General features: G+C 65.0%; 25 protein-coding genes and 1 riboswitch. Of the genes, 13 read left to right on the top strand and 12 right to left on the bottom strand.

Annotation, left to right across the window (positions count from 1 at the left end; translation table 11 throughout):
- The first annotated feature begins 54 nt into the window (after positions 1-54).
- The 3 genes from F8G81_RS21985 to F8G81_RS21975 are packed head-to-tail and all read left to right on the top strand — an operon-like array spanning position 55 to position 3,079.
- Positions 55-705, top strand: coding sequence for an ECF transporter S component (locus F8G81_RS21985; protein ID WP_267276746.1), 651 nt, complete (start codon positions 55-57; stop codon positions 703-705).
- A complete protein-coding gene (locus F8G81_RS21980) occupies positions 705-2,288 on the top strand; it encodes an ABC transporter ATP-binding protein (protein ID WP_267276745.1) in 1,584 nt (527 codons plus the stop codon). Before F8G81_RS21985 ends, F8G81_RS21980 begins: the two co-directional genes overlap by 1 nt.
- Positions 2,285-3,079: an energy-coupling factor transporter transmembrane component T family protein gene (locus F8G81_RS21975; protein ID WP_267276744.1), complete on the top strand. Its 795-nt coding sequence runs from the start codon at positions 2,285-2,287 to the stop codon at positions 3,077-3,079. The genes F8G81_RS21980 and F8G81_RS21975 overlap by 4 nt, the downstream gene beginning before the upstream one ends.
- A gap of 40 nt (positions 3,080-3,119) precedes the next feature.
- Here F8G81_RS21975 and F8G81_RS21970 read toward each other — a convergent pair whose 3' ends face one another.
- Positions 3,120-3,980, bottom strand: coding sequence for a hypothetical protein (locus F8G81_RS21970; protein ID WP_267276743.1), 861 nt, complete (start codon positions 3,978-3,980; stop codon positions 3,120-3,122).
- A gap of 194 nt (positions 3,981-4,174) precedes the next feature.
- On the opposite strand from F8G81_RS21970, the gene F8G81_RS21965 reads away from it, so the two are divergent.
- Together F8G81_RS21965 and F8G81_RS21960 are read left to right on the top strand one after the other, a co-directional pair.
- Positions 4,175-5,698: a UDP-N-acetylglucosamine 1-carboxyvinyltransferase gene (locus F8G81_RS21965; RefSeq protein ID WP_267276742.1), complete on the top strand. Its 1,524-nt coding sequence runs from the start codon at positions 4,175-4,177 to the stop codon at positions 5,696-5,698.
- Positions 5,699-5,862: 164 nt separating this feature from the next.
- Positions 5,863-7,107: a glutamate--cysteine ligase gene (locus F8G81_RS21960; RefSeq protein ID WP_267276741.1), complete on the top strand. Its 1,245-nt coding sequence runs from the start codon at positions 5,863-5,865 to the stop codon at positions 7,105-7,107.
- 81 nt (positions 7,108-7,188) lie between these two features.
- On the opposite strand, the gene F8G81_RS21955 is transcribed toward F8G81_RS21960, so the two are convergent.
- Together F8G81_RS21955 and F8G81_RS21950 are read right to left on the bottom strand one after the other, a co-directional pair.
- Positions 7,189-7,842: a hypothetical protein gene (locus F8G81_RS21955; RefSeq protein ID WP_267276740.1), complete on the bottom strand. Its 654-nt coding sequence runs from the start codon at positions 7,840-7,842 to the stop codon at positions 7,189-7,191.
- A 94-nt stretch (positions 7,843-7,936) separates the two neighbouring features.
- Positions 7,937-8,560: a LysE/ArgO family amino acid transporter gene (locus F8G81_RS21950; RefSeq protein ID WP_267276739.1), complete on the bottom strand. Its 624-nt coding sequence runs from the start codon at positions 8,558-8,560 to the stop codon at positions 7,937-7,939.
- 69 nt (positions 8,561-8,629) lie between these two features.
- Between F8G81_RS21950 and F8G81_RS21945 the strand changes: the two genes are divergently transcribed.
- Together F8G81_RS21945 and F8G81_RS21940 are read left to right on the top strand one after the other, a co-directional pair.
- Positions 8,630-9,532, top strand: coding sequence for a LysR family transcriptional regulator ArgP (locus F8G81_RS21945; protein ID WP_267276738.1), 903 nt, complete (start codon positions 8,630-8,632; stop codon positions 9,530-9,532).
- Positions 9,533-9,762: 230 nt separating this feature from the next.
- Entirely contained in the window at positions 9,763-9,990 is a 228-nt protein-coding gene (locus F8G81_RS21940; protein WP_267276737.1) for a DUF1905 domain-containing protein, read from the top strand.
- A gap of 9 nt (positions 9,991-9,999) precedes the next feature.
- Here F8G81_RS21940 and F8G81_RS21935 read toward each other — a convergent pair whose 3' ends face one another.
- Genes F8G81_RS21935 through F8G81_RS21925 form a run of 3 tightly spaced genes read right to left on the bottom strand, consistent with a single transcriptional unit; the run spans position 10,000 to position 11,894 of the window.
- Positions 10,000-11,208, bottom strand: a complete 1,209-nt coding sequence (locus F8G81_RS21935; protein ID WP_267276736.1) for an O-succinylhomoserine sulfhydrylase — start codon at positions 11,206-11,208, stop codon at positions 10,000-10,002.
- Positions 11,209-11,619 (bottom strand): rhodanese-like domain-containing protein, encoded by a 411-nt coding sequence (locus tag F8G81_RS21930; protein WP_267276735.1) that lies wholly within the window; start codon positions 11,617-11,619, stop codon positions 11,209-11,211. It lies immediately after the preceding gene.
- The gene (locus F8G81_RS21925; RefSeq protein WP_267276734.1) at positions 11,616-11,894 is read right to left on the bottom strand and encodes a DUF1737 domain-containing protein; all 279 of its coding nucleotides are present in this window, start codon (positions 11,892-11,894) and stop codon (positions 11,616-11,618) included. The genes F8G81_RS21930 and F8G81_RS21925 overlap by 4 nt, the downstream gene beginning before the upstream one ends.
- Positions 11,895-11,907: 13 nt before the next feature.
- A riboswitch (SAM riboswitch) is annotated at positions 11,908-12,022 on the bottom strand.
- A gap of 160 nt (positions 12,023-12,182) precedes the next feature.
- On the opposite strand from F8G81_RS21925, the gene F8G81_RS21920 reads away from it, so the two are divergent.
- Together F8G81_RS21920 and F8G81_RS21915 are read left to right on the top strand one after the other, a co-directional pair.
- Positions 12,183-12,659, top strand: a complete 477-nt coding sequence (locus tag F8G81_RS21920) for a hypothetical protein (RefSeq protein WP_267276733.1) — start codon at positions 12,183-12,185, stop codon at positions 12,657-12,659.
- An 81-nt stretch (positions 12,660-12,740) separates the two neighbouring features.
- On the top strand, positions 12,741-12,941 hold the full coding sequence (locus F8G81_RS21915; RefSeq protein WP_267276732.1) for an AsnC family protein: 201 nt from the start codon (positions 12,741-12,743) through the stop codon (positions 12,939-12,941).
- 61 nt (positions 12,942-13,002) lie between these two features.
- On the opposite strand, the gene F8G81_RS21910 is transcribed toward F8G81_RS21915, so the two are convergent.
- The 4 genes from F8G81_RS21910 to F8G81_RS21895 all read right to left on the bottom strand — a co-directional run bounded on the left by F8G81_RS21910 (position 13,003) and on the right by F8G81_RS21895 (position 15,749).
- Positions 13,003-14,214: an acetyl-CoA C-acyltransferase gene (locus tag F8G81_RS21910; RefSeq protein WP_267279326.1), complete on the bottom strand. Its 1,212-nt coding sequence runs from the start codon at positions 14,212-14,214 to the stop codon at positions 13,003-13,005.
- Between the two features lie 85 nt (positions 14,215-14,299).
- Entirely contained in the window at positions 14,300-14,845 is a 546-nt protein-coding gene (locus tag F8G81_RS21905) for a GNAT family N-acetyltransferase (RefSeq protein ID WP_267276731.1), read from the bottom strand.
- 169 nt (positions 14,846-15,014) lie between these two features.
- Positions 15,015-15,422: a hypothetical protein gene (locus F8G81_RS21900; protein WP_267276730.1), complete on the bottom strand. Its 408-nt coding sequence runs from the start codon at positions 15,420-15,422 to the stop codon at positions 15,015-15,017.
- Between the two features lie 54 nt (positions 15,423-15,476).
- The gene (locus F8G81_RS21895) at positions 15,477-15,749 is read right to left on the bottom strand and encodes a hypothetical protein (protein ID WP_267276729.1); all 273 of its coding nucleotides are present in this window, start codon (positions 15,747-15,749) and stop codon (positions 15,477-15,479) included.
- A gap of 338 nt (positions 15,750-16,087) precedes the next feature.
- On the opposite strand from F8G81_RS21895, the gene F8G81_RS21890 reads away from it, so the two are divergent.
- Entirely contained in the window at positions 16,088-16,660 is a 573-nt protein-coding gene (locus F8G81_RS21890) for a TM2 domain-containing protein (protein WP_267276728.1), read from the top strand.
- Positions 16,661-16,691: 31 nt separating this feature from the next.
- Complete coding sequence (locus F8G81_RS21885) at positions 16,692-17,063, top strand: PH domain-containing protein (RefSeq protein ID WP_267276727.1); 372 nt, start codon at positions 16,692-16,694, stop codon at positions 17,061-17,063.
- Positions 17,064-17,086: 23 nt separating this feature from the next.
- On the opposite strand, the gene F8G81_RS21880 is transcribed toward F8G81_RS21885, so the two are convergent.
- Entirely contained in the window at positions 17,087-17,596 is a 510-nt protein-coding gene (locus F8G81_RS21880; RefSeq protein WP_267276726.1) for an NUDIX domain-containing protein, read from the bottom strand.
- Positions 17,597-17,742: 146 nt separating this feature from the next.
- Between F8G81_RS21880 and F8G81_RS21875 the strand changes: the two genes are divergently transcribed.
- Positions 17,743-17,946, top strand: a complete 204-nt coding sequence (locus F8G81_RS21875) for a hypothetical protein (protein WP_267276725.1) — start codon at positions 17,743-17,745, stop codon at positions 17,944-17,946.
- Between the two features lie 31 nt (positions 17,947-17,977).
- Here the strand turns inward: F8G81_RS21875 and F8G81_RS21870 are convergent, their stop codons facing one another.
- Positions 17,978-18,919 carry an aminodeoxychorismate lyase gene (locus F8G81_RS21870; RefSeq protein WP_267276724.1) on the bottom strand — a complete coding sequence of 314 codons (942 nt, stop codon included), beginning with the start codon at positions 18,917-18,919 and terminating at the stop codon, positions 17,978-17,980.
- Positions 18,920-19,017: 98 nt separating this feature from the next.
- Between F8G81_RS21870 and cls the strand changes: the two genes are divergently transcribed.
- Positions 19,018-20,490, top strand: a complete 1,473-nt coding sequence (cls, locus tag F8G81_RS21865; RefSeq protein WP_267279325.1) for a cardiolipin synthase — start codon at positions 19,018-19,020, stop codon at positions 20,488-20,490.
- Positions 20,491-20,534 lie beyond the last annotated feature (44 nt).

Raw genomic sequence — 20,534 nt, 5'->3', positions numbered from 1 at the left:
CCGATGCCGCGCGCCGGGGTGCACTTTCCCCTCCTGTTCCTCAGGAGGACCATTATGACAACTGCAACAATCAAGAAGACCGGCAACACCTGGCGTGTGGTGGACATCGTGGTGGCCGCCCTCATCGCCATCACCGGCGGCGTGATCTTCTGGGCCTGGTCCCAGGGCGCCGGAATTGTCTCCGCCCCCATGAACGCCGTCTACCCGCCGCTGACCGGCCTGATCGCCGGTGGCTGGATGATCCCGGCTGTACTCGGCATGCTCATTATCCGCAAACCGGGCGCTGCCATCTTCTGCGAAACCGTGGCCGCCACGGGCGAGCTCATCATGGGATCGCAGTACGGCGCCACGGTGCTGATCTCCGGACTCCTGCAGGGCCTGGGCGCCGAACTGGTGTTCTTCCTGCTCGTCTACGGCAACTTCAAGTTCAAGTCGTTCCTGCACCAGAAGTTCAACCTCATCGCCGCGCTGCTGGCCGGTGCCGCCGCCGGGCTCTTCTGCGGCCTCAACGACTCCTTTATGCCGTGGGGCTGGAACGTCACCTATGAAGCCGGCGACAAGCTGGCCTACATCCTGTTCTGCACCCTCTCCGGCGCCATCATCGCCGGCGCCCTGTCCTGGATCGCCACCCGCGGCCTGGCCAAGACCGGCGTCCTGAGCTCCTTCGCCTCCCGCAAGGCCGCTTCGGAGCCCGTCTTCAACTAATGACAGCTCCCGACGCCGGCGCTTCAGCTGCGCGGCCCGCTTCAGTTTCCGCCCGGGGCTGGGGCTGGCGGCACGCCGGCCGCTCCACACCCGCCGTCCGGGGACTCGATCTGGAGATCGGCCCCGGCGAGCGGGTCCTGCTCCTGGGCCCCTCCGGCGCAGGCAAGTCCACGCTCCTGCACGCCCTCGCCGGTGTGCTGGGGGATGAAGAGGACGACGCCGACGAGTCGGGTTCGCTGCTCATTGACGGTTCGGCTCCGCGGGAGCGGCGGGGCCGGGCCGGGCTGATGCAGCAGGATCCGGAAACGCAGGTGGTGCTCTCCCGGCTTGGTGACGACGTCGCCTTTGGCGCCGAGAACCTGGCGGTGCCCCGGAAAGAGATCTGGCGGCGCGTCCATGAAGCACTTGAGGACGTGGGGCTCCGGGGTTCCGGCGGGCAGGATTCAGCCGGGCAGGCTTCCGGCGGGCTGCCGCTGGACCACCCGACGTCGGCCCTGTCCGGCGGGCAGAAGCAGCGCCTCGCGCTGGCCGGCATCCTGGCTATGCGGCCGGGGCTGATCCTGCTGGACGAACCGACCGCAAACCTGGATCCCGACGGGGTACTGGAGGTCCGGGACGCGGTGGGCCGCTGCCTGGATAAGACCGGCGCCACCCTGGTGGTGGTGGAGCACCGCGTTTCCGTCTGGAAAGACCTGGTGGACCGGATTGTGGTGCTGCAGCCGGGATCTGACTCGGCGTCCGCAGTCCTGCTGGACGGGCCTCCGGACCAGGTGCTTGCAGATGCCCGGGACATGCTGGCCGGCGCCGGCGTCTGGGTGCCCGGCTACGTCCCTGCCACGCGGGCCCGTAGTTCGCCGGGTTCGGGCGGACTTCTGCTGGCCGCCGAGGAACTGGCAGTGTCCCGCGAACGGCCCCGCCGCCGCGGCTTCACGACCATTGCGCCGGTGCCGGTCCAGCAGGGGATTTCCGCGCAGGTCCGCGAGGGGCGCGCGCTGACCGTGACGGGCCCCAACGGCTCCGGGAAATCCACGTTCGCGCTGACGCTCGCCGGGCTGTTGGCCCCTGTCCGCGGAAAAGTTTCTGCCACTGTGGAGCTGAGCCGCGGCGCGGGGATCGATCCGTTCCGCTGGAAGGCCAATCAGCTGATTTCCCGCGTGGGCACCGTGTTCCAGGAGCCCGAACACCAGTTCGTCACCGGGCGCGTCCTGGACGAGCTGATGTTCGGTCCCCGCCACCTGGGACACGGCGAGGAGCGCGTCGACGACCTGATCGAACGGCTGCGCCTGACCCACCTCGTTGAGGCCAATCCGTACACCCTCTCCGGCGGTGAAAAGCGCCGGCTCTCCGTGGCAACGGTGCTGGCAGCCCACCCCAAGGTCCTGGTGCTGGACGAGCCAACGTTCGGCCAGGACGCCAACACGTGGGCGGAACTGGCCTCGTTCCTTTCCGAACTGCTGGACGCGGGAACGGCAGTTGTCTCTGTGACCCATGACCAGGAGTTCAGCGCGGTCCTGGGCGGAACAGAGCTGCGGCTTGGCCCTGCCTCCCAAGGCGACGCGCGGCTGGAAGCGGGTGCCGCATGAGGACGGCCCTGAACCTCCGCGGCAACCACGCTCTCCTGACCCGCGCCAATCCACTGGCGAAGTTTGCGGCCGTCTTCCTGATCACGCTCGTGCTGGCGCTGTCCATTGACTGGGTTTCCGCCACCACGGCGCTGGTTGCCGAGCTTGCGCTCTTTCCCTTGGCCGGACTGACGCTGCGCGTCCTGTGGCAGCGGGCCTGGCCCCTGATTCTCGCCGCGGCCGTGGGCGGCTGGAGCACATCGATCGTGGCAGCGGACAGCGGTGCTGTACTGCTCGACGTTGGGATCTGGTCCATCAGCGAGGGTTCACTTCAGTTGGGGATCGGATTTATGCTGCGCGGCCTGGCCATTGCGCTGCCGGCCATCTTGCTGATGACCTGCACGGATCCGACCGACCTCGCCGATGCGTTGGCCCAGAAGGCGAAGCTGCCGCACCGTTTTGTCCTGGGCACGCTGGCCGCCATGCGCCTCGTGGGGCTCATGGCGGAGGAATGGCAGACCATTGGCATGGCGCGGCGTGCGCGCGGTGTCGGCTCGCAGGGAAGTCCCCTCCAAAGGCTGCGTGCCACATTGGGCCAGAGTTTTGGCCTGCTGGTCCAGGCAATCCGGCGCGCTTCCCGGCTGGCGGTCACCATGGAAGCCCGCGGCTTCGGCGGCGGGCAGCGGACCTGGGCCCGTGAATCCACCTACTCCCGCCTGGATGTCTGGGTGCTGCTGGGCGGAGTTCTCATTGCCGCGGGTGCTGTGCTGGCCGCGGCGGCCTTGGGGACTTGGAGCTTTGTCTGGCGCTAGCCTGGGCTATCGGGGCCCGCAGCCGAATGGCAGGCCCGCCTCAGGTGCAGGAATAGTTGTAGTCGTAGCCGCCGTACACGAACTGGGTCAGGGTGACTTTGCCGCCGGCCGTGAGCGGGGGCCGCGAACAATTGGCCTTTGCTCCGCGTTCCGTGCTTGCTCCGGCCAGCCAGCTGGGCAGGGAGTACAGGCTGCTGGAGCTGCTGACTGGACCAACAATCTGGTTCCACTGCACGCTGCTGGAGTAGATGCCCACCTCCGCGCCGATGCTGCGGAAGAAGTCTGTCATTCCCTCCAGGACGGCCCGGTTGGCTGCCCTGTTGGTGGACCAGCTGTTTTCGGTTTCCACGTCCAGCCACCACCGGTATGACTCAGGATCATCGATGCCGCGGATGTACGCGTCGTCATAGGCCTTGGCGTAGCCGTACATATAGGAGCAGGCCTCGGAAACTTTCCCGCTCTCGCATGCGCCGTAGGGGTTCCGGACAGCCGAACCCTCAGGATAGTCGTTGTTCAAAGGCCACCAGGAGCCCGCAAGCGCCGGATTGGCGGTGTTCACGTAGAGGGCCACGGCGGGCTGGTCCGGATGCCACGACGACGTCCTGGCCCATTCGAGCTGTTCGGCCAGGCAGGGGTTGGTGGTGTTCGCCCGTCCATTGTTGACGCCGACGATCGCGAACGCCTGCCCCTTGGGAAGGGGCCTGTTGCATTGGGGCCATGACACGTCATTGCCCAAGGACTGATGGACACCCTCTCCCGGCGAAGGCGCTGCACCGGCCGGCGGGGCCCACGCCAGCATCATGACGGCAGGCAGGCAGAGGGCCAAGCCCAGCGACAGCAGCAATGACAGCAGCGACGGTACGTGCGTCGGAGCGCGTGCTGCTTTTGTGCTTCTGTGCATGGATGACACCAACCTCTGGACCTGGAAGTCCGTAGGTTTTAGTGTGCTCCGCAGACTTGTAAGGGGTCAAGGCCGGACCGGGGCGTGAATGCAATTATCGCACGAGGCGGGTATATCCAACGTTTTGTATCACGGATTGTATCTGCTCGCCGGGGATATCTGGCAAAATAACTCATTTGTGATATATTTTGGTCATGACTCAGGAAACTGCTGACCACGTCGCTGCCACCCTTCGCGATGCCCGCAACGAGAAAGGCTGGACCCAAGGCCAGCTTGCCGCAGAGCTCGGAACAAGCCAAAGTGCCATCGCACGGATGGAACAGGGCAAGCAGAACCTCAGCCTCAAAATGATCCAGCGGCTGGAGGTCATCTTCGGCCGCAGCATCGTCAACATCGGAAAACCCCAGATGACCCACCTGAGGGTTGAGGGCGGCCACACCCTCTCGGGGGCAGTTGACGTCAACAGTAGCAAGAACGCCGGTGTGGCCCTTCTCTGCGCCAGCCTGATCAACCGCGGCACCACCATCCTTCGGCGGCTGGCCCGGATCGAGGAAGTCAACCGCATCGTTGAAGTGCTCAGCAGTATTGGCGTCGAATGCACCTGGCTCAACGACACTGACCTCCGGCTCCGCCGCCCCGCCGTGCTGGATCTGGCTGAGATGGACGTGGAGGCGGCGCGCCGCACCCGGAGCGTGATTATGCTCCTTGGGCCGCTCCTGGACGAAACGTCTGAATACCGGCTTCCCTACGCCGGTGGCTGTGACCTGGGGACCCGGACCGTGGAGCCCCACATGCAGGCCCTTCGTCAGTTCGGGCTCTCGGTGGAGGCGACTTCGGGCTTCTATGCAGTCAAGGCACCGGCCCCGGATGAGCTCTCCCGTTCCTTTGTGCTGACCGAGCGCGGCGATACCGTCACGGAAAACGCCATCATGGCCGCTGCCCACCGGCGTGGCACCACCGTCATCCGTAACGCCAGCCCGAATTACATGGTGCAGGATCTTTGCTTCTACCTGCAGATGCTGGGAGTGGAGATCGACGGCGTGGGGACCACTACGTTGAGGATCACCGGCCAGGAGCAGGTAGACGTCGACATCGAATACTTTCCGTCCGAGGACCCCATCGAGGCGATGAGCCTTATCACCGCCGGCATTGTGACCAACTCGGAGGTGACCATCTGCCGCGTCCCCATCGAGTTTATGGAAATCGAGCTGGCCACGCTGGAGCACATGGGCCAGCAGTTGGAGATCTCCGGGGAGTACATGGCCCGCAACGGCCGTACCCGGCTGGTGGACGTCACCACCAAACCCTCCGAACTCCACGCCCCCGAGGACAAGATCCACCCGATGCCCTTCCCGGGCCTGAACATCGACAATCTGCCGTTCTTCGCGGTGATCGCAGCCAACGCCAATGGCCAGACCCTGATTCACGACTGGGTGTATGAGAACCGGGCCATTTATCTCACCGAACTCAACAGGCTCGGCGCCCAGGTACAACTCCTGGACCCGCACCGGATCTACGTCACCGGTCCTACCAGGTGGCGCGCGGCCGAGGTTGGCTGCCCGCCCGCGCTCCGCCCGGCTGCCTGCCTGCTGCTCGCTATGCTCGCGGCGCGCGGCGTCTCCGAGCTGCGCAACATTTACGTGATTGAGCGTGGCTACGAGGACCTTGCCGAACGGCTCAACACCATCGGCGCCAAGATTGAATACTTCCAGGACTGACAGGTCCTAGGCGCGAGCGGGCACTTAAGCACCCCTTGGCGGGCGCGAGCGGGCACTTAAGCACCCCTTGGCGGGCCCAAGCGGACACATAAGCACTCGTTCGCGTTTCGTCATGATGCCTGTGTCCGAGGTCCAACTCCGGCGGGTTGCAGCAGAATATAGACATGCGCACATTCGGCGTCGAGGAAGAACTCCTGATCGTTGATCCGGAGACGGGGGAACCCCTTGCGCTCGCCGACGCCCTGCTGTCCGGGCGCAGGCTCGCAGCAGATGATTCCCCGCGTGATCCGCATGCCCTGGAAACCGAAGACAAGACCGCCTTCGACGACGAGGACATGGGTTTGAGCGCCGAGCTGAAGCTTGAACAGATCGAGACCCAGACCCGGCCTTGCCTGGAATACGGCGAGCTGTTGCGGCAGATACGCGCCGGGCGCCGGCTGGCGGACCAGGCTGCCCGAAAGAACGGGGCCAGGGTAGCGGCCCTGGCCACATCGCCGCTTGCCTCCACCACCCACACCACCCCGGATCCGCGGTACGCCCGGATGCTGGAGCGTTTTGGCCTGACCGCCCAGGAACAGCTGACCTGTGGCTTCCACGTCCACACCTTCATCGAGTCCCCCGAGGAAGGCGTGGCCGTGCTGGACAGGATCCGGGACAAGCTGGCGGTACTCACCGCGCTGAGTGCTAACTCTCCCTTCTGGAACGGCATGCCCACCGGGTTCGAAAGCTACCGTACGCAGGCCTGGAACCGGTGGCCGACGTCCGGCCCGTCCGGCATCTTCGGAACCTATTCGGCGTACCGGCGGCTGGTGGTCCGACTGCTGGACAGCGGAGTGATGCTGGATGAAGGCATGATCTACTTCGATGCCCGGCTGTCCAGGAACCATCCCACGGTGGAGGTCCGGGTGGCCGATGTCTGCCTGCGGGCCGAGGACGCGGCCCTGATCGCCGTGCTGGTGCGGGCCATGGTGGAGTCAGCCAGCCGGGAGTGGCACGCCGGCGTCGAACCCGCCCCTGTCCCTACTGTCCTGCTGCGAATGGCCGCGTGGCAGGCAAGCAGCAGCGGCCTGGGCGGCGAACTGCTGGACTTCGGCACTTTCCGGCCTGCCCCCGCCCACGACGTTGTCCGTTCCCTCGTGGATTATCTTGCTCCCGTACTCACGGAACAGGGTGAGCTGGGGCTGGCACGCCAGGGCGTGGAGGACGTCATCTCCCGCGGCACCGGCGCCGCCGAACAGCGCAGGGTGCGCGACGCGGTGCTGGAAAAGGCAATGACAGACAAAACAGCAGCCGACGACGGCGGGCTGGCCGCCGTCGTCGCAAAGGCCGTGGCGATCACCATGCGCGGAGCCTCCGGCTCCCCAGAGGAGGACGATGCGCCGGAGCTCCTGCGGGTCCGCCTGTCCTAGCCAGGCTGCCCCCGGGAACTGGAAGCGCGACAGTCAGCGCGAACAGGCAGATAATGCCCACAAAAAGCGAAAAACAGGGCATTATCTGCCTGTTCGCGCCTGAGCCGAGGGGTCCTGGCTGCTGGCGGCAGGCATCACGGGTTCTTCGTAGCGCATCAAGTGCACGCCCACCGCGGACTCCACCATGTAGAAGACAAAGGGCGGAATGTCCTTGGTTCCTGCCAGGATTGCGCCGAACACGGGAGCGCTGGCAGCTGCCGCAATGCCCGTCCAGGATTTCACTGGTGAAAGCATGAGCCCGGCGCCCAGTGCCGCCAGGGCGCCGATGTGCAGGCCGGAGTATGTCAGGAATGGCCAGTTCGCGCCGCGCCGGTAGGCGAACTTCTCCAGGTCCGAAGCGCGGTCAGCGAGGGCAACAACGAACAGCGGCGCACCCGCCATTAGGGCAGCTGCCGCCGCGGAGGCAAGGCTTCTGGACGGGCCGGATCGGACGGCCTGGGCGAAGCGGACGAATCCGACGGGAACCGCGGCGGTGCCGGCCGCGGCCAGGAACTGCCCGGCAACCCAGAGGCCGGGGCTGCGCTGGAGCATCGCCAGCCTGGCCGCCGGGTCCTTGGTGGCGTGCACCATACCCACGAAGGAGATCCCCACTCCCCAGCAGCAGCTTGCCGCAACAATGACGGCCCCCGCCTTCTGGTAAGGCCTGTTGCCCTTGGTTGTCTTTTTCGCGGTCATGGCTGGCTCCCGGTCCGGCGGATGCGTGGCCCAGCTACATCGCGGTGGTGACCATGAAGCTACGCCGCAGCCCCGCCGCGGTCAACAGGGACCGTCAAGAGCCCACCGCCAGGCGCACTCCGAGCGACAGCATCACCACGGCGATGAGGCCGTCGAGGACACGCCACGACGACGGCCGGGCAAAGAACGGACGCAGGCCCCGTGCCCCGAAGCCCAAGGCGCTGAACCAGGCGATGCTGGCGGCGATGGCCCCGGCCCCAAACCACCACCGCAGGTCCTGCGCCTGCTGATTGGCCACCGACCCCAGCAGCAGGACTGTATCCAGGTAGACGTGCGGGTTGAGCCACGTCAGGGCCAGCACTGTGGAAATTGCCGCCCCGGCACCGAGGGCATTCTGTTGACCCGACGCCGTCAGGGCTCCAGGGCGGATGGCCCGCTTGGCTGCCAGGGCGCCATAAGCGACCAGAAACGCCGCTCCCGCGTACCGTGCAACCTCAACCACCACCGGACTCGCCTCCACAAGAGCTCCGATTCCCGCGATGCCGGCGGCGATGAGCAGGGCGTCCGAGACGCCGCAGACCAGGACGACGGCCGCCACATGCTCGCCCCGGATGCCCTGCCGGAGGACAAACGCGTTCTGGCTGCCGATGGCAACGATGAGGGCCAGCCCCGTGCCGAAGCCGAGCGCTGTGGTGGTCAGAAGTTCAGTCAGATACATATGCTCCAACGTAAAGTGACCCTTACAGTTAATCCAGCTAAACATTCTTAGGAATAGTAAGGAAAGCTAATGAGAAGCTTCCAGTTGGAGCAGTTGCGGACCTTTGCTGCCGTGGTGGATGAGGGGACGCTTGAGGCCGCTGCGCGGAGCCTGATTGTCACGCCGTCTGCCGTTTCCCAGCGGCTGAAAGCGATGGAGGATGCGGCAGGGCAAATCCTGCTTCAGCGGACCAACCCCGTCCTGCCCACGGCGGCAGGTGCGGCGGTCCTGCGCTTCGCCCGCCAGGTACGGCAACTGGAATGGGACGCCCGGCGCGAGCTCGGCGACAGCAGTGACAGCGCGGGCGCGCCGATTCCCCTGGTGGTGAATGCAGACTCGCTGTCCACGTGGTTCCTGGCGGCGCTGGCAAGCCTTCCCGCCGACGTCGGGGCCTTTTTTGAACTTCACCGGGAGGATGAACAGCACTCCGCGCAGCTCCTGCGCACCGGGGCCGTGATGGCAGCTGTGACGGCTACGCCGGAGCCGGTCCAGGGCTGCAAAGTGGAGCCGCTGGGGGCCATGAGATACCGGGCCGTGGCCAGCTCCGGTTATGTCCGGCGCTGGTGGCCGGACGGGCCGGACCTTACCGCCGGAAGTGCGGCACCGGTGATGGATTTTGACCGCAAGGACGAGTTGCAGGGTGGCTTCTTCCGGGCGCTGACCGGCGCTGAACTGACCGCGCCGCGGCACTACGTGCCGTCGTCGGCCGAGTTCGCCCAGGCCATCCGGCTGGGGCTGGGATGGGGATTGTTGCCCGAGCAGCACTGCCTGGCTGATATCCGGAACGGCGAACTGGTGGAATTGGCGCCTGCGCATCCTGTGGATGTCTCGCTGTACTGGCAGCGCTGGAAGATAGACTCCCTGATGCTCAACCAGCTAACTGCCGCGGTCCGCGAGGCCGCGACCCGACAGCTCCGCCAGCCACAATCCTGACGCCAGTCCCAGGCAGATCGCGAACAGGCAGATAATGACGCAATAATCGCCCTTTGGGGGCATTATCTGCCAGTTCGCTCGTGGGGAGGGCCTGAAGTGTCCGTTCGCGCGGAGGAGTGCGGCCGCCAGGCCGGCATGGAATACTCAGGCGCGTGACGTCGTCGTACTCTTTTCACGCCAAACTGTGGCATATCCCGGAAGAAGCGGGTTGGCACTTCCTGACTCTCCCCGTGGACATTGCAGAGGACGTCCGCGATGACGCGGGCTCGCTCAGCAAAGGCTTCGGATCCATCAGGGTCAGCGCCGAAATCTCCGGCCACACCTGGCAGACGTCGCTCTTCCCGGACAGCAAAAGCGGTTCTTACCTGCTGCCCGTCAAGAAAGCCGTGAGGGACGCAGCCCGGATCAGCGCCGGTGACGACGTGGCGGTGCGGTTCGAAGTCCACGGCGTGGATTAGAGGGCAACGTCAGATCTGCTTGAGCGCCCGCTCCAGGTCGCCGATCAGGTCATCCGCGTCTTCGAGGCCCACGGACAGCCGCACCACGCCGTCGCTCAGGCCAATGGCGGCACGGCCTTCGGGACCCATGGCGCGGTGCGTGGTGGTGGCCGGGTGGGTGATAAGGGACTTGGCGTCGCCGAGGTTGTTGGAGATGTCGATGATCCGCAGCCCGTCCAGCAGCGCAAAGGCGGCCTCCTTGCCCGAGCGGCCGGCCGTCGTCGCCAATTCAAGGGTCAGCACGGTGCCGCCGGCCTTCATCTGCTTGGCGGCCAGCTCATACTGTGGGTGGGACTTCAGCAGCGGGTATTTGACCCAGCTGACCGCAGGCTGCTGCTCCAGCCATTCGGCCAGCCTCAGGGCGGTGGCGGAGGAGTGGTTGACGCGCAGCGCCATGGTCTCCAGCCCCTTGGTGAGGACCCAGGCGTTGAAGGCGGACAGCGAGGGTCCGGTGTGGCGCATGAGCTGCTTCACGGGGCCGTCGATGAATTCCTTGGTGCCCAGGATCGCCCCGCCCATGACACGGCCCTGGCCGTCGATGTGCTTGGTGCCGGAGTAGACAATGACGTCCGCGCCCAGCTGGCCGCAGCGCTGCAGCAGGGGAGTGGCAAAGACATTGTCGACGACGACGGTGGCACCGGCCGCATGCGCCAGTTCGCTGACTGCCGCGATGTCCACGATTTCCTGCATCGGGTTGGACGGCGACTCGAAGAAGACGGCGGTGGTGGGCTGGGACAACGCGTCACGCCACTGGTCCAGGTCCGGGCCATCCACAAAGACGGTCTCCACGCCCCAGCGCGGCAGGATCTCGTTCAAAATCACGAAACAGGAACCGAACAGCGAGCGGGCCGCAACCACGCGGTCACCGGCAGCCAGCAGGGCACCCAGGGCGGTGAAAACGGCGGACATTCCCGACGCCGTCGCAAAGCATGCCTCGGTGCCCTCGAGGAGGCGGAGCCGTTCCTGGAAGGTGGCTACGGAGGGGTTGCCGTAGCGTGAGTAGACAAAGCGTTCGTCCTCGCCGGTGAAGGCGCGTTCGGCGGCGGCGGCCGATTCGTAGACGAACCCGGAGTTCAGGAAGACCGGCTCGGCGGTCTCCTGGAAATTGGTGCGGTCCAGCCCGCCGCGGACTGCCTGGGTGTCAGGGCTCCAGCCGGCGGCATCTTCGTTGAATGTCACTTAGTTCGTTCCCAGATTCGTAGGCAGGCCGCGGTTCTTCCAGCCATTGACGGTGCGTTCGCCGTAGCGGTCCGGCTCGCCTTCAAAGCCCTCAAGGACGTTGTAGGACGTGTAGCCTGCCTGGGTGGCGGCGATGGCTGCAGCTATGGACCGGGCCCCGGAGCGGCACAGGAACACCAGTTCGGTGCCGGCGTCCTCGGGTGCCTGTTGTGTCAGGTCAGTGATGAAATCGGGGTTGGGGATGCCGCCCGGGAACGTCCACTGGATGAAGAGGGGATCGTTGTCCGTTGCCTTGGTGTCCGGGATGCCAATATGCGCCCATTCGCCCTCAGTGCGCACATCCACCAGGATGGCGCCCTGCTCCAGCTTGGTCCAAGCTTCCTGCGGGGTGAGGTCTCCTGCGTAGCTCATGCGTGGCCCTCGCCGTCGAATTCGAGCTCTTCCCCGGCAGTTTCGAGATCGTCCACGGCAGTGGCGACGGCGGCATCCGCGGAGGCGATCGCAGCCGGGAGGACCAGGGCCTGCGCCACGATCACGCTGCTGCCGTTAAAAGTTGCGGCCGGGCTGCCGTGCAGGACGTAGCCCTCCTCCAATGCGGTTGAAATCCGCTCACAGAAGGAGCGGTCATCCGGCCCCGTGATCAGTCGGTAGGACAGCTTTTCTTCTGTGGCAGGTGCGTCTGTCACGACGGATCTCCTTCTCTCACGCTTGCAGCTCGAATTTTTCGATATGCCGAGTATTCACCTGAGGCACCCCGCCGCGAAAGGAGGGTTGCCGACCGGCCAGTCAGGGCTTGGCGCCGGTACTCATTACTGCCCAAAAACGTAACACCTGCCCCGCCGCCCCGCACCGCCGCCGTCGTCATGTTGCGTAACCAACGCCATGCCGGACAATCACGGTATGGGGAAACAGCAGGATATGGCTAAACGCTCTGTACGGAAACACTGTGTGGGGAAACAGCGGGAAGGCCGTCAGTGCTGAGCGCGCAGCGCCTGACCGCGGGCGTGATGGCTGTTGCCTCCCTTGCCTTTGCACTGGCAGGCTGCCGGGACCCCTTCGCCCCGCCGCCGTGCGGGCCGCCGGAATACTTTGTCTCGCCGTCGGCCGTTCAGGCCGGCGGGCAGGTGACGGTCTCCGCGCAGGACACTACCTGCGACGCGCTATACGGCGCGGATGCGCGCATCCAGGTTACGGTGACGGACGCTGCGGGGCAGACGGTCCTGGAGGAGCTCGCTCCCATGACCGACGACGGCGCCTTCACCTTTGTCTTCACCGTTCCGGACACCATGGCTGCCGGAGAGGGCGGCGTCAGCGCTGTCCCGTACGGCGTGGACTGGTGTGATGACACCGGCGTTAACAACAGGGCCGACCCGGGCACCCTGAGCCTGGAACGTGCCTCCTGCGCCCACCGCCTGGTCCCGCTCACAGTGCACGCGGCTCCTCCAGCCTGAGGCTCCTCCAGCCTGAGGCGTCAACGTAGGTTGACGGCCAGAGCATCGTCAACTAATGTTGACGCCGTGGAGGTGGACCGAATGAAGACACTCGTTGGATCGATGGATGGAAAGGGCCCTGCCGAGGCACTCTATGCCGTGGCGGAGCTGCAGAAGGAAGTAGGGCGGGCCGAAGCTGCACTGGTCAGGAACGCCCGCCAGGCCGGGCTCTCCTGGGAAGCGATCGCCCTGTGCCTGGGTGTGAGCAAGCAGGCAGTTCACCGGAAGTACGGCAAGCGCTGACCCATCAACGCGGTTCGTCTGGGTCCCTCCCGGGTTCCTTGCGCCTGGCGCGCCGCAGTTTTCAGGCCTTGAGGATGAGCGCCTCGCCCTGGCCTCCGCCGCCGCAGAGGGACACAACCCCAGTGCCGCCGCCACGCCGCTGCAGAGCCAATGCCTGGTGCAGCACCAGCCGTGCGCCTGAGGCGCCTACGGGGTGGCCCAAGGCGATGGCGCCGCCCTCGGCGTTGATCCGCTCCGTGCTGACGCCCAGGTCCCGGGCCGACTGGATGATCACGGACGCGAAGGCTTCATTGATTTCGATGAGGTCCAGGTCAGCTACGCCGAGTCCTTCCGCTGCCAGGGCGCGTTCGATGGCGCGCGACGGCTGGGAATGCAGGGAAGCGTCCGGGCCTGCGGTCTGGCCGTGGCTTCGGATCTCGGCGATCCAGCTGAGCCCGGCACGTTCCGCGGCGGCTTTGCTGGCAACCACGACGGCGGCCGCGCCGTCGGAGAGTGGAGAGGCGGATCCGGCGGTGATAGTGGCTGACGCCGCCGCGGAGAAGGCGGGCTTCAGCGCCGCCAGTGCCTCCGTCGTCGTACCCGGACGGATGCCTTCATCGGAATCCACCATCAGTGCGGGACCGCGGCGCTGCGGTACTTTGACGGGCGCGATCTCTGCAGCAAACAGGCCGGCGGACCTGGCCGCCTCCGAGCGCTGATGGGACGTGGCGGCAACCTCGTCCTGGTCCGCCCGGCTGATTCCGCGTTCGGCGTTGCCTGCATCGGTGGCGGCGCCCTGCAAAACACCGGAAACGGGATCCTGCAGGGCATCGAAATTCAGTGCATCAACCAGCGGGGCGTCGCCGATGGCCACGCCGTGGCGCAGGCCCTGAAATAGGTGCGGGGCGTTGCTCATGGATTCCTGGCCACCGGCCACGATGAAGTCTGCCTCGCCGGCCCGGATCATCCTGGCAGCGTCGATCACTGCTGTGAGTCCGGACAGGCAGAGCTTGTTAATGGTTACCGTGGGAACGTCCCAGCCAATGCCGGCCGCCAGGCTTGCCTGCCGGGCGGGTCCTTGCCCTGCTCCTGCCTGGATGACCTGGCCCACGATCACGGCCTGGACCTGCCCGGGATCTACGCCTGTGCGTTCCAGGGCGCTGCGGATGGCGTGTGCGCCCAGTTCACTGGCTGACAGCGCGGCCAGGCTGCCCCGGAAACGTCCAAAGGGAGTGCGGGCGCCGCCGAGGATGACGGCGGTACGGGCGTCAGCTTTCAGGGCCTCGTTACTCATAGTTTCGCTGCTCACGGCCTCGTTGCTCATGATGGGTGCCTTCCGCTGGTTTGGTTCTCGGATCTGGTGCCGGAAATGGCCGGGGCTAGTTCAGGAGCAACTGGTGGAGGAGGTGGTCCTGCCAGCTGCCGGCGATGTGCAGATACTCTGGGGCCACGCCAATCTCCTGGAAGCCGGCCCGCCGCAGGATCTTCCGTGATGCACCGTTGTGGACCAGGGTGGCTGCCTGGACCCGGTGGAGGCCGAGCTCCGCGCGGGCATGGTTCACGGCGAACATCACGGCAGCGGAACCTATCCCCTGGCCGTTGTAGTCTTTGTCCACCCAGTACCCCAGATGGGCGTTGAGGAACGGCCCCCGGACAATGCCCGTCAAAGTGACGGCGCCGATGATCCGGCCGCCATCCAGCAGGACCCAGGGAATTTCCTGCCCCACTGAATGCTGGGCGAGCTTGCTGTGGATGAGTCCGAGCTGGTGTGCGGGGGTGAAGAACTCATCCGCACGGGCCGGCTCCCAGGGCGCCAGGTGTGCCCGGTTCCGGGCATAGGCCAGGCTCAGCAATGGCGCATCATCCCGGTGGAGCAGCCGGACCTGGATGTTGCCCAGTAACTGCGAGGACTCGATGTGGTGCAACGTACCTCTTCGGGGGTAGCTCCTGCGTCGAAACATTGTTGCCTTAAGGGGAGGCAGTGTTCCTGCACGCCTGAGCTTCATCGTAACGCGGTGGGCTCTTAACGAGGTCTGCGTGGCAGACCCGCCTGCGAGGCCGGGCTTATGCAAGGCCTGCCCATGAGGGCCGGGCCTATGAGGGGACTGGATCCAGCGGGGTGGACACCGCGATCCGCCGGCCGCCGTCCGGCGCCGTCACCACCTGGTAGGCGTTCCGTTCCAGGCTCACGGGGGAGCCGCCGTCGTCAAGGTTTTCCATGACCAGGTGCCCTATCCAGATGCCCGGAACTTCAACGTCGGTGACGATCTCCCGGACCCTCACACCCTGTATTCCGCGGGAGCGGTAGAACTCCTGGCCTTGACTGAAAAACTCGCGGGTTTGTGGCGGTTCGGTCACCGCCAGGCATCCTGCGGCCGTTACTGCCAGGGCAGGGTAGTTATAGATGTTTACGAGGCCTTCAATATTGCCCTCGGTGAGGTACCGCATGTAGCGGGCAAAAAAATCCTCGATTGATTCCGTATTTTCAGGAACACGTTCCATGCCGCCGATGCTACGCGTCAGCGGCACCGGCGGCCATGGAATTTTTCGGAACGGTCACTGACCCACAGCGGTGGTCCCAAACATGAGGGTCCTTCGGCTGACGTCATAAAAAACAGTTCCAGCCGACGTCAACAGGTCCTGGAGGTTGTCTGCGTCGTCAGCGCTCAGGGTGAGCACTTCCTCCCAGGCGCCTTGGTCCAGTACCAGCTGGAGGGTCCATGTGCCTGGTTTGGTGGCCTCACCTGCCACCCAGCTGAACTGATAATGGCTGACCTGACGTACTTTGATGCTGTCGTCAGTTACGGGCTGTTTTGGGGTGGGATTCATGGCTGGTCCTTTGCCGGCTGGCCGCCGGCATATCGCAGGGATAGGGACATCCCGGAAAATATGCCGGCCCAGATCCGGCCACTCACCGGACTAACAATTTATCCCCGTCACCGCGCCCTGTAAATGCAGTGAGAGCACGTTCGTCTTCGCGGGCAGGGACGCTCGGCCGGGTAGCAACGCTGGCGCGGTCAGGCGTTTCTTGACATACAGGCAAAATGTCGTGGCAATCGGTCAGAATGATGTCGGCACATGGATTTTCTTGGGGATGCCGTTTTCCGACGGTGAGCTGCTGCCCTGAAGCCCTGGGCTGCATCATCACTCCATCGAAAGGCACCACCATGACCCAGCCCCCCGCCGAACAACCCGCAGTTCCGTCCATGCCGGAACTTCCCTCGCCGGACCAGCCTGCCCCGTACGTGGGTGCCCCTCCTGCTGCCGGCGCATACCCCGAGCAGGCGCCAGCTCCGCAGCAGTACCAGAATTTCCCGCCGGCACCCCAGCAGTACCAGGCACCCCAGTACCAGGCCCCAACGGCGCCGCAGCAGTACCAGAACCAGGCTCCGCAGTACCAGGCACCCCAGTACCAGGCCCCAACGGCGCCGCAGCAGTACCAGGGCCAGTATCCGCAGATGTCGCAGCAGCCTCCCATGCCCAACCCGGCCTACGGCTATCCGCAACCGAAGTCCAAGATCGCCGCAGGCCTGCTGGGCATCTTCCTCGGCGGACTGGGGATCCACCGCTTCTACCTCGGCTACACCACCATCGGCGTTATTCAGCTGGTGCTGACAGTCGTTCTGGGTATCTTCACGCTTGGACTCGTCGCGGTCTGGGGCCTGGTGGAGGGAATCATGATCCTCGCAGGTGCCACCTACTTCCAGCGGGACGCCAGGGGCATCCCGCTGCGCGAATAGCCGGCCTCCAAGTCTCAGGAAGTATCCACAAATGACACAAATTATCTATGACCGGCCTGAACAGCTGGAGCAGATCAGGGCCGGGCTGCTACAGGGCGAGACAGTTTATGCCGTGTACGACTGCATCGGTGTGGGGACCGGTTTTGTTGGCATCACCAACATGCGGATCATCCTGCAGGACAAGAGTTTCGTGGGCAACAAAGTTGCCATCGTTTCCGTGCCTTACAAGAACATCCGCTCGGTTTCGATGCTGTCGAATAAATCGATGCTCGGCCGCTTCGCGTCGTCCTCAAGCATTGGCATCGACACCGGCGGCAGCGTCAAGGAAGCCGATTTCCGCGGCGACGACAAAGCCAAGCACGCCCACGACCTGATCCTCTGGAACGTCCTCCAGGCGCGGTAGCGTTTCTGGTCAACGTGCGGGAATCAAAGGGCGGGCGGGTCAACCGGCCGCCCTTTGCGGCCTCCAGATTCGCCTAAGACACGGAGGAGGGCATCAAGGATGGGGAGTTGGCCCTTGACCAGTTTCACGCGGGCGTCCGTCTCGGGAAACCATGCAGCGTGGTCAATCTCCGGGAAGTCCTGGATAACGCCGGAGCCCTTCGGCCATTCCAGCGGAAAGGTATTGCTGAGGATCTGATCGGGCTGGAAGTCCGCTTCTGCCGCGAACGCCGTGATGATCTTTCCTGACGGTTGCCGGAAGGTGCCCAGTTCGCGGTAGTCTGCGTCCGGTGCCGGAGCGCCCATTTCCTCGGCAAACTCGCGCAACGCGGCAGTGAGCGGATCCTCATCTTCAGGAAATTCGCCCTTGGGAATGGACCAGCCGCGGGCATCCTTGCGCGCCCAGAATGGTCCGCCCATGTGGGCAATCCAAACCTCCGGCTGGCCTGTGGTGCTCCACCGGTACAACATGATTCCTGCGCTGTGAACTGCCATCTGTCCTCCCCTCCCACAGGCTATACCTGCGGGCCGCGCCATACTCCGCCTGCTATCTTCCGGCCTGCGCTGTCTTCCCGCCTGCGCTGTCTTCCCGCCTGCGGCGGGGACGTGCCAAATTCGAAAGTTCGTGCGACCATCCCAGCATGACCGCGGAGAATTCCATCCCAGCACTGATCGACCAGGCCCGGGAGGAGATGCTTTTCATCGGACCGGACCATCCCTACTATCCGATCCTCGCAGGCCTGGTCTCCGCCGTTGGAACAGCCTGGCAGCAGGGCTATGACCAGCATCGAAGAGGCGGCCCGGCAGAAAACCCGTACAGCTGGAGAGCATCCCCTGGCGCATAGCCGGCCCGCATTTGGCCTCAGGAAAATCCGGCTACTGAATTCGGGCGAACAGTTCGTTCAGCTCGGCGGTCAGCTGCTTTTGGATGGCAGGCGTGCCGATCTCCTGGCCGTCGATGTGGTTGACGGGCGCCAGCAGCCGGATGCTGGAAATCAGCCAGACGGCGTCGGCGTCCAGCAGGTCCTGCGGCTGCAGGGGGCCGTACCCGAGCTCCCAGCCTGCCGCTGCTGCGGTCTTGAAAAGGGCTTCCTGCGATGTCCCGGGGAGGATGCCGCTGTCCAACTGGGGTGTGATTAGCCGGCGCACCGTACGGGTGCCGCCGGCACCGTCGTCGGACGTTTGCAGGTGGGCCAGCAGGACAGTGGACGTAGGTCCCTCCAGGACACGTCCGTCCGAGGACGTAAAAATGACGTCGTCAGCGCCTTGCTTATGGGCGTGCCGCAGCGCAGCCATGTTCACGGCATAGGACAGTGTCTTGGCACCCAGCAGGAGCCACGGCGCGCGCTCGGCAGCGTCACTGTCATAGCCCCGGTCAAGGAGGATAACGTCGATGCCCGTCTCACGCTGGCGCCGTCCGAGGGAACCCACCGGTGACACCTGTACCCAGCATGTTGGGCCGGATGCGCCTTCAACGCCGCGCGAGACAACGAGCTTCACCACCAGTTCGTCCTCCGCCGGGGTGCTTGCCGGATGCTGGGAACGATGCTCAGCCACACCAGTTTCGATGGCACGCCGCCACTGGTCCTGCCCGGGAATGTCCAGGTCCAGGGCCACGGCCGAGCTGTCCAGCCGGTTCAGGTGCGCCTGGACTTTACGTACTTTGCCGCCCACCGCCAGCATGGATTCGAAGACTCCGTCGCCGCGGGTGGCACCCTGGTCCGTGGCCATCAGCTGGGGTTGGGACGCGTCCGCCAGCCGGCCGTTCGGGAAGGCAGGGTCAAGAAAAACGAGCACCACGGAAGCAGGAGAAGTCATGGCTTCAGCTTAGTCCGGCCCGCCGCGGATAAGCTGTGGTCATTGCCTGGCCGGAATCCGTCCGGAGGGCATAGACAGTCCTGGGGGTGGTTCGAGTGTTGTGGCCGTTGTCGCTTGCGGGTACCTCGCCAACGTGGCTTGTGGTGCTGCTGAGCGTTGCGGACCTGGTCATCAGGGTGCTGGCGGTGGGCATCATTCCCGGCAACAGGCGTCCCACTACGGCCATGGCCTGGCTGCTGGTCATCTTCTTTGTACCCTTCGTGGGCCTGGTGCTGTTTCTGCTGTTCGGCAATTTCAAGCTCTCCAGCCGTCGGCGCCAGCAGCAGGAGCAGGTCAACGACAGGGTGCGCGCCGGCATCTCCTCCCTGGCCGACGTCGAAAGCCACTACCCCGGGCCGGAATGGGTTTCCTCAGCTGCGGAACTGAACCGGAGGCTTGGCTCGCTCCCCATGGTGGATGGGAACTCCGTCGAGCTCATCCCCGGCTACCCGGATTCGATCCTGGCCATGACCCAGGCGGTGCGGAAAGCGAAGAAGTTCGTCAATGCCGAGTTCTACATCATGAGCACGGACCACATCACCGATGACCTGCTCACCGCTCTCGAAGAGGCCACCGAACGCGGCGTCGAAGTCCGGCTCCTGTTCGACCACATCGGCACCCTCCGGATCAAGGGCTACCGTGGCCTGCTCAAGCGGCTCCGGGCCGGCAAGATCCAATGGAAGCGTATGCTCCCGCTGCTGCCCATCCACGGCCAGTGGCGCCGTCCGGACCTGCGCAACCACCGCAAGATCATGGTGATCGACGGCGAACTGGCCTTTACCGGGTCCCAGAACCTGATCGAGCCCTCCTACAACAACCCCAGGCACCGCAAAGCCGGCCGCGAATGGGTGGAACTGATGGCCTGCCTGCGGGGCCCCATTGTGACCACCCTCAACGTGGTGTTCGCCACCGACTGGCTCAGCGAAACCGATGAGTCCCTGGAGCACCAGCTTCAGCTTCCGTCCAACCCCGAACCCGGCACGGTGACGGCGCAGGTGGTGCCCAGCGGCCCCGGGTTCATCACCGAAAACAACCTGCGGCTGTTCAACACCCTGATCTACTCCGCCCAGCACCGCATCTCCATCTGCAGCCCGTATTTTGTGCCGGACGATTCCCTGCTCTACGCCATCACCACGGCAGCCCAGCGCGGGGTGGACGTGGAACTTTTCGTTTCGGAGAAGGGCGACCAGTTCCTGGTCCACCATGCCCAGCGTTCCTACTACGAGGCCCTGCTGGAGGCCGGTGTCAGGATCTATCTGTACAAGGCCCCGTTCGTGCTCCATGCCAAGCACTTCACCATCGACGACGAAGTGGCGGTCCTGGGGTCCAGCAACATGGACATGCGCTCCTTCTCGCTGAACATGGAGGTCTCGGTGATGCTCCTGGGCGCTGAGATCGTGAACAACATGCGCGCGGTGGAAAATACCTACCGGGACATCTCGCACGAACTCAGGCTGGAGGACTGGCTGAAGCGCCCGCTCGCGGCCAGGTACGTGGACAACGTGGCGCGGCTGACCGCCACCGTGCAATAGCCCCGGAGTTTTTGTCCATTTGCGGCGACTTCCGGTGGGTTCAA

It is taken from the genome of Arthrobacter sp. CDRTa11 (genome assembly GCF_026427775.1).
In the GTDB taxonomy this organism is placed as follows: Bacteria; Actinomycetota; Actinomycetes; order Actinomycetales; family Micrococcaceae; genus Arthrobacter.
Note: the sequence above shows the minus strand (reverse complement) of the source record. Positions and strands in the feature narration are given on the sequence as shown.

Bases quoted from the DNA above. Each gene is read 5' to 3' on its own strand.
- F8G81_RS21985 (WP_267276746.1), top strand. From the start codon at position 55: ATGACAACTGCAACAATCAAGAAGACCGGCAACACCTGGCGTGTGGTG.
- F8G81_RS21980 (WP_267276745.1), top strand. From the start codon at position 705: ATGACAGCTCCCGACGCCGGCGCTTCAGCTGCGCGGCCCGCTTCAGTT.
- F8G81_RS21975 (WP_267276744.1), top strand. From the start codon at position 2,285: ATGAGGACGGCCCTGAACCTCCGCGGCAACCACGCTCTCCTGACCCGC.
- F8G81_RS21970 (WP_267276743.1), bottom strand. From the start codon at position 3,980: ATGCACAGAAGCACAAAAGCAGCACGCGCTCCGACGCACGTACCGTCG.
- F8G81_RS21965 (WP_267276742.1), top strand. From the start codon at position 4,175: ATGACTCAGGAAACTGCTGACCACGTCGCTGCCACCCTTCGCGATGCC.
- F8G81_RS21960 (WP_267276741.1), top strand. From the start codon at position 5,863: ATGCGCACATTCGGCGTCGAGGAAGAACTCCTGATCGTTGATCCGGAG.
- F8G81_RS21955 (WP_267276740.1), bottom strand. From the start codon at position 7,842: ATGACCGCGAAAAAGACAACCAAGGGCAACAGGCCTTACCAGAAGGCG.
- F8G81_RS21950 (WP_267276739.1), bottom strand. From the start codon at position 8,560: ATGTATCTGACTGAACTTCTGACCACCACAGCGCTCGGCTTCGGCACG.
- F8G81_RS21945 (WP_267276738.1), top strand. From the start codon at position 8,630: ATGAGAAGCTTCCAGTTGGAGCAGTTGCGGACCTTTGCTGCCGTGGTG.
- F8G81_RS21930 (WP_267276735.1), bottom strand. From the start codon at position 11,619: ATGAGCTACGCAGGAGACCTCACCCCGCAGGAAGCTTGGACCAAGCTG.
- F8G81_RS21915 (WP_267276732.1), top strand. From the start codon at position 12,741: ATGAAGACACTCGTTGGATCGATGGATGGAAAGGGCCCTGCCGAGGCA.
- F8G81_RS21910 (WP_267279326.1), bottom strand. From the start codon at position 14,214: ATGAGTAACGAGGCCCTGAAAGCTGACGCCCGTACCGCCGTCATCCTC.
- F8G81_RS21900 (WP_267276730.1), bottom strand. From the start codon at position 15,422: ATGGAACGTGTTCCTGAAAATACGGAATCAATCGAGGATTTTTTTGCC.
- F8G81_RS21895 (WP_267276729.1), bottom strand. From the start codon at position 15,749: ATGAATCCCACCCCAAAACAGCCCGTAACTGACGACAGCATCAAAGTA.
- F8G81_RS21890 (WP_267276728.1), top strand. From the start codon at position 16,088: ATGACCCAGCCCCCCGCCGAACAACCCGCAGTTCCGTCCATGCCGGAA.
- F8G81_RS21885 (WP_267276727.1), top strand. From the start codon at position 16,692: ATGACACAAATTATCTATGACCGGCCTGAACAGCTGGAGCAGATCAGG.
- F8G81_RS21880 (WP_267276726.1), bottom strand. From the start codon at position 17,596: ATGGCAGTTCACAGCGCAGGAATCATGTTGTACCGGTGGAGCACCACA.
- F8G81_RS21875 (WP_267276725.1), top strand. From the start codon at position 17,743: ATGACCGCGGAGAATTCCATCCCAGCACTGATCGACCAGGCCCGGGAG.
- F8G81_RS21870 (WP_267276724.1), bottom strand. From the start codon at position 18,919: ATGACTTCTCCTGCTTCCGTGGTGCTCGTTTTTCTTGACCCTGCCTTC.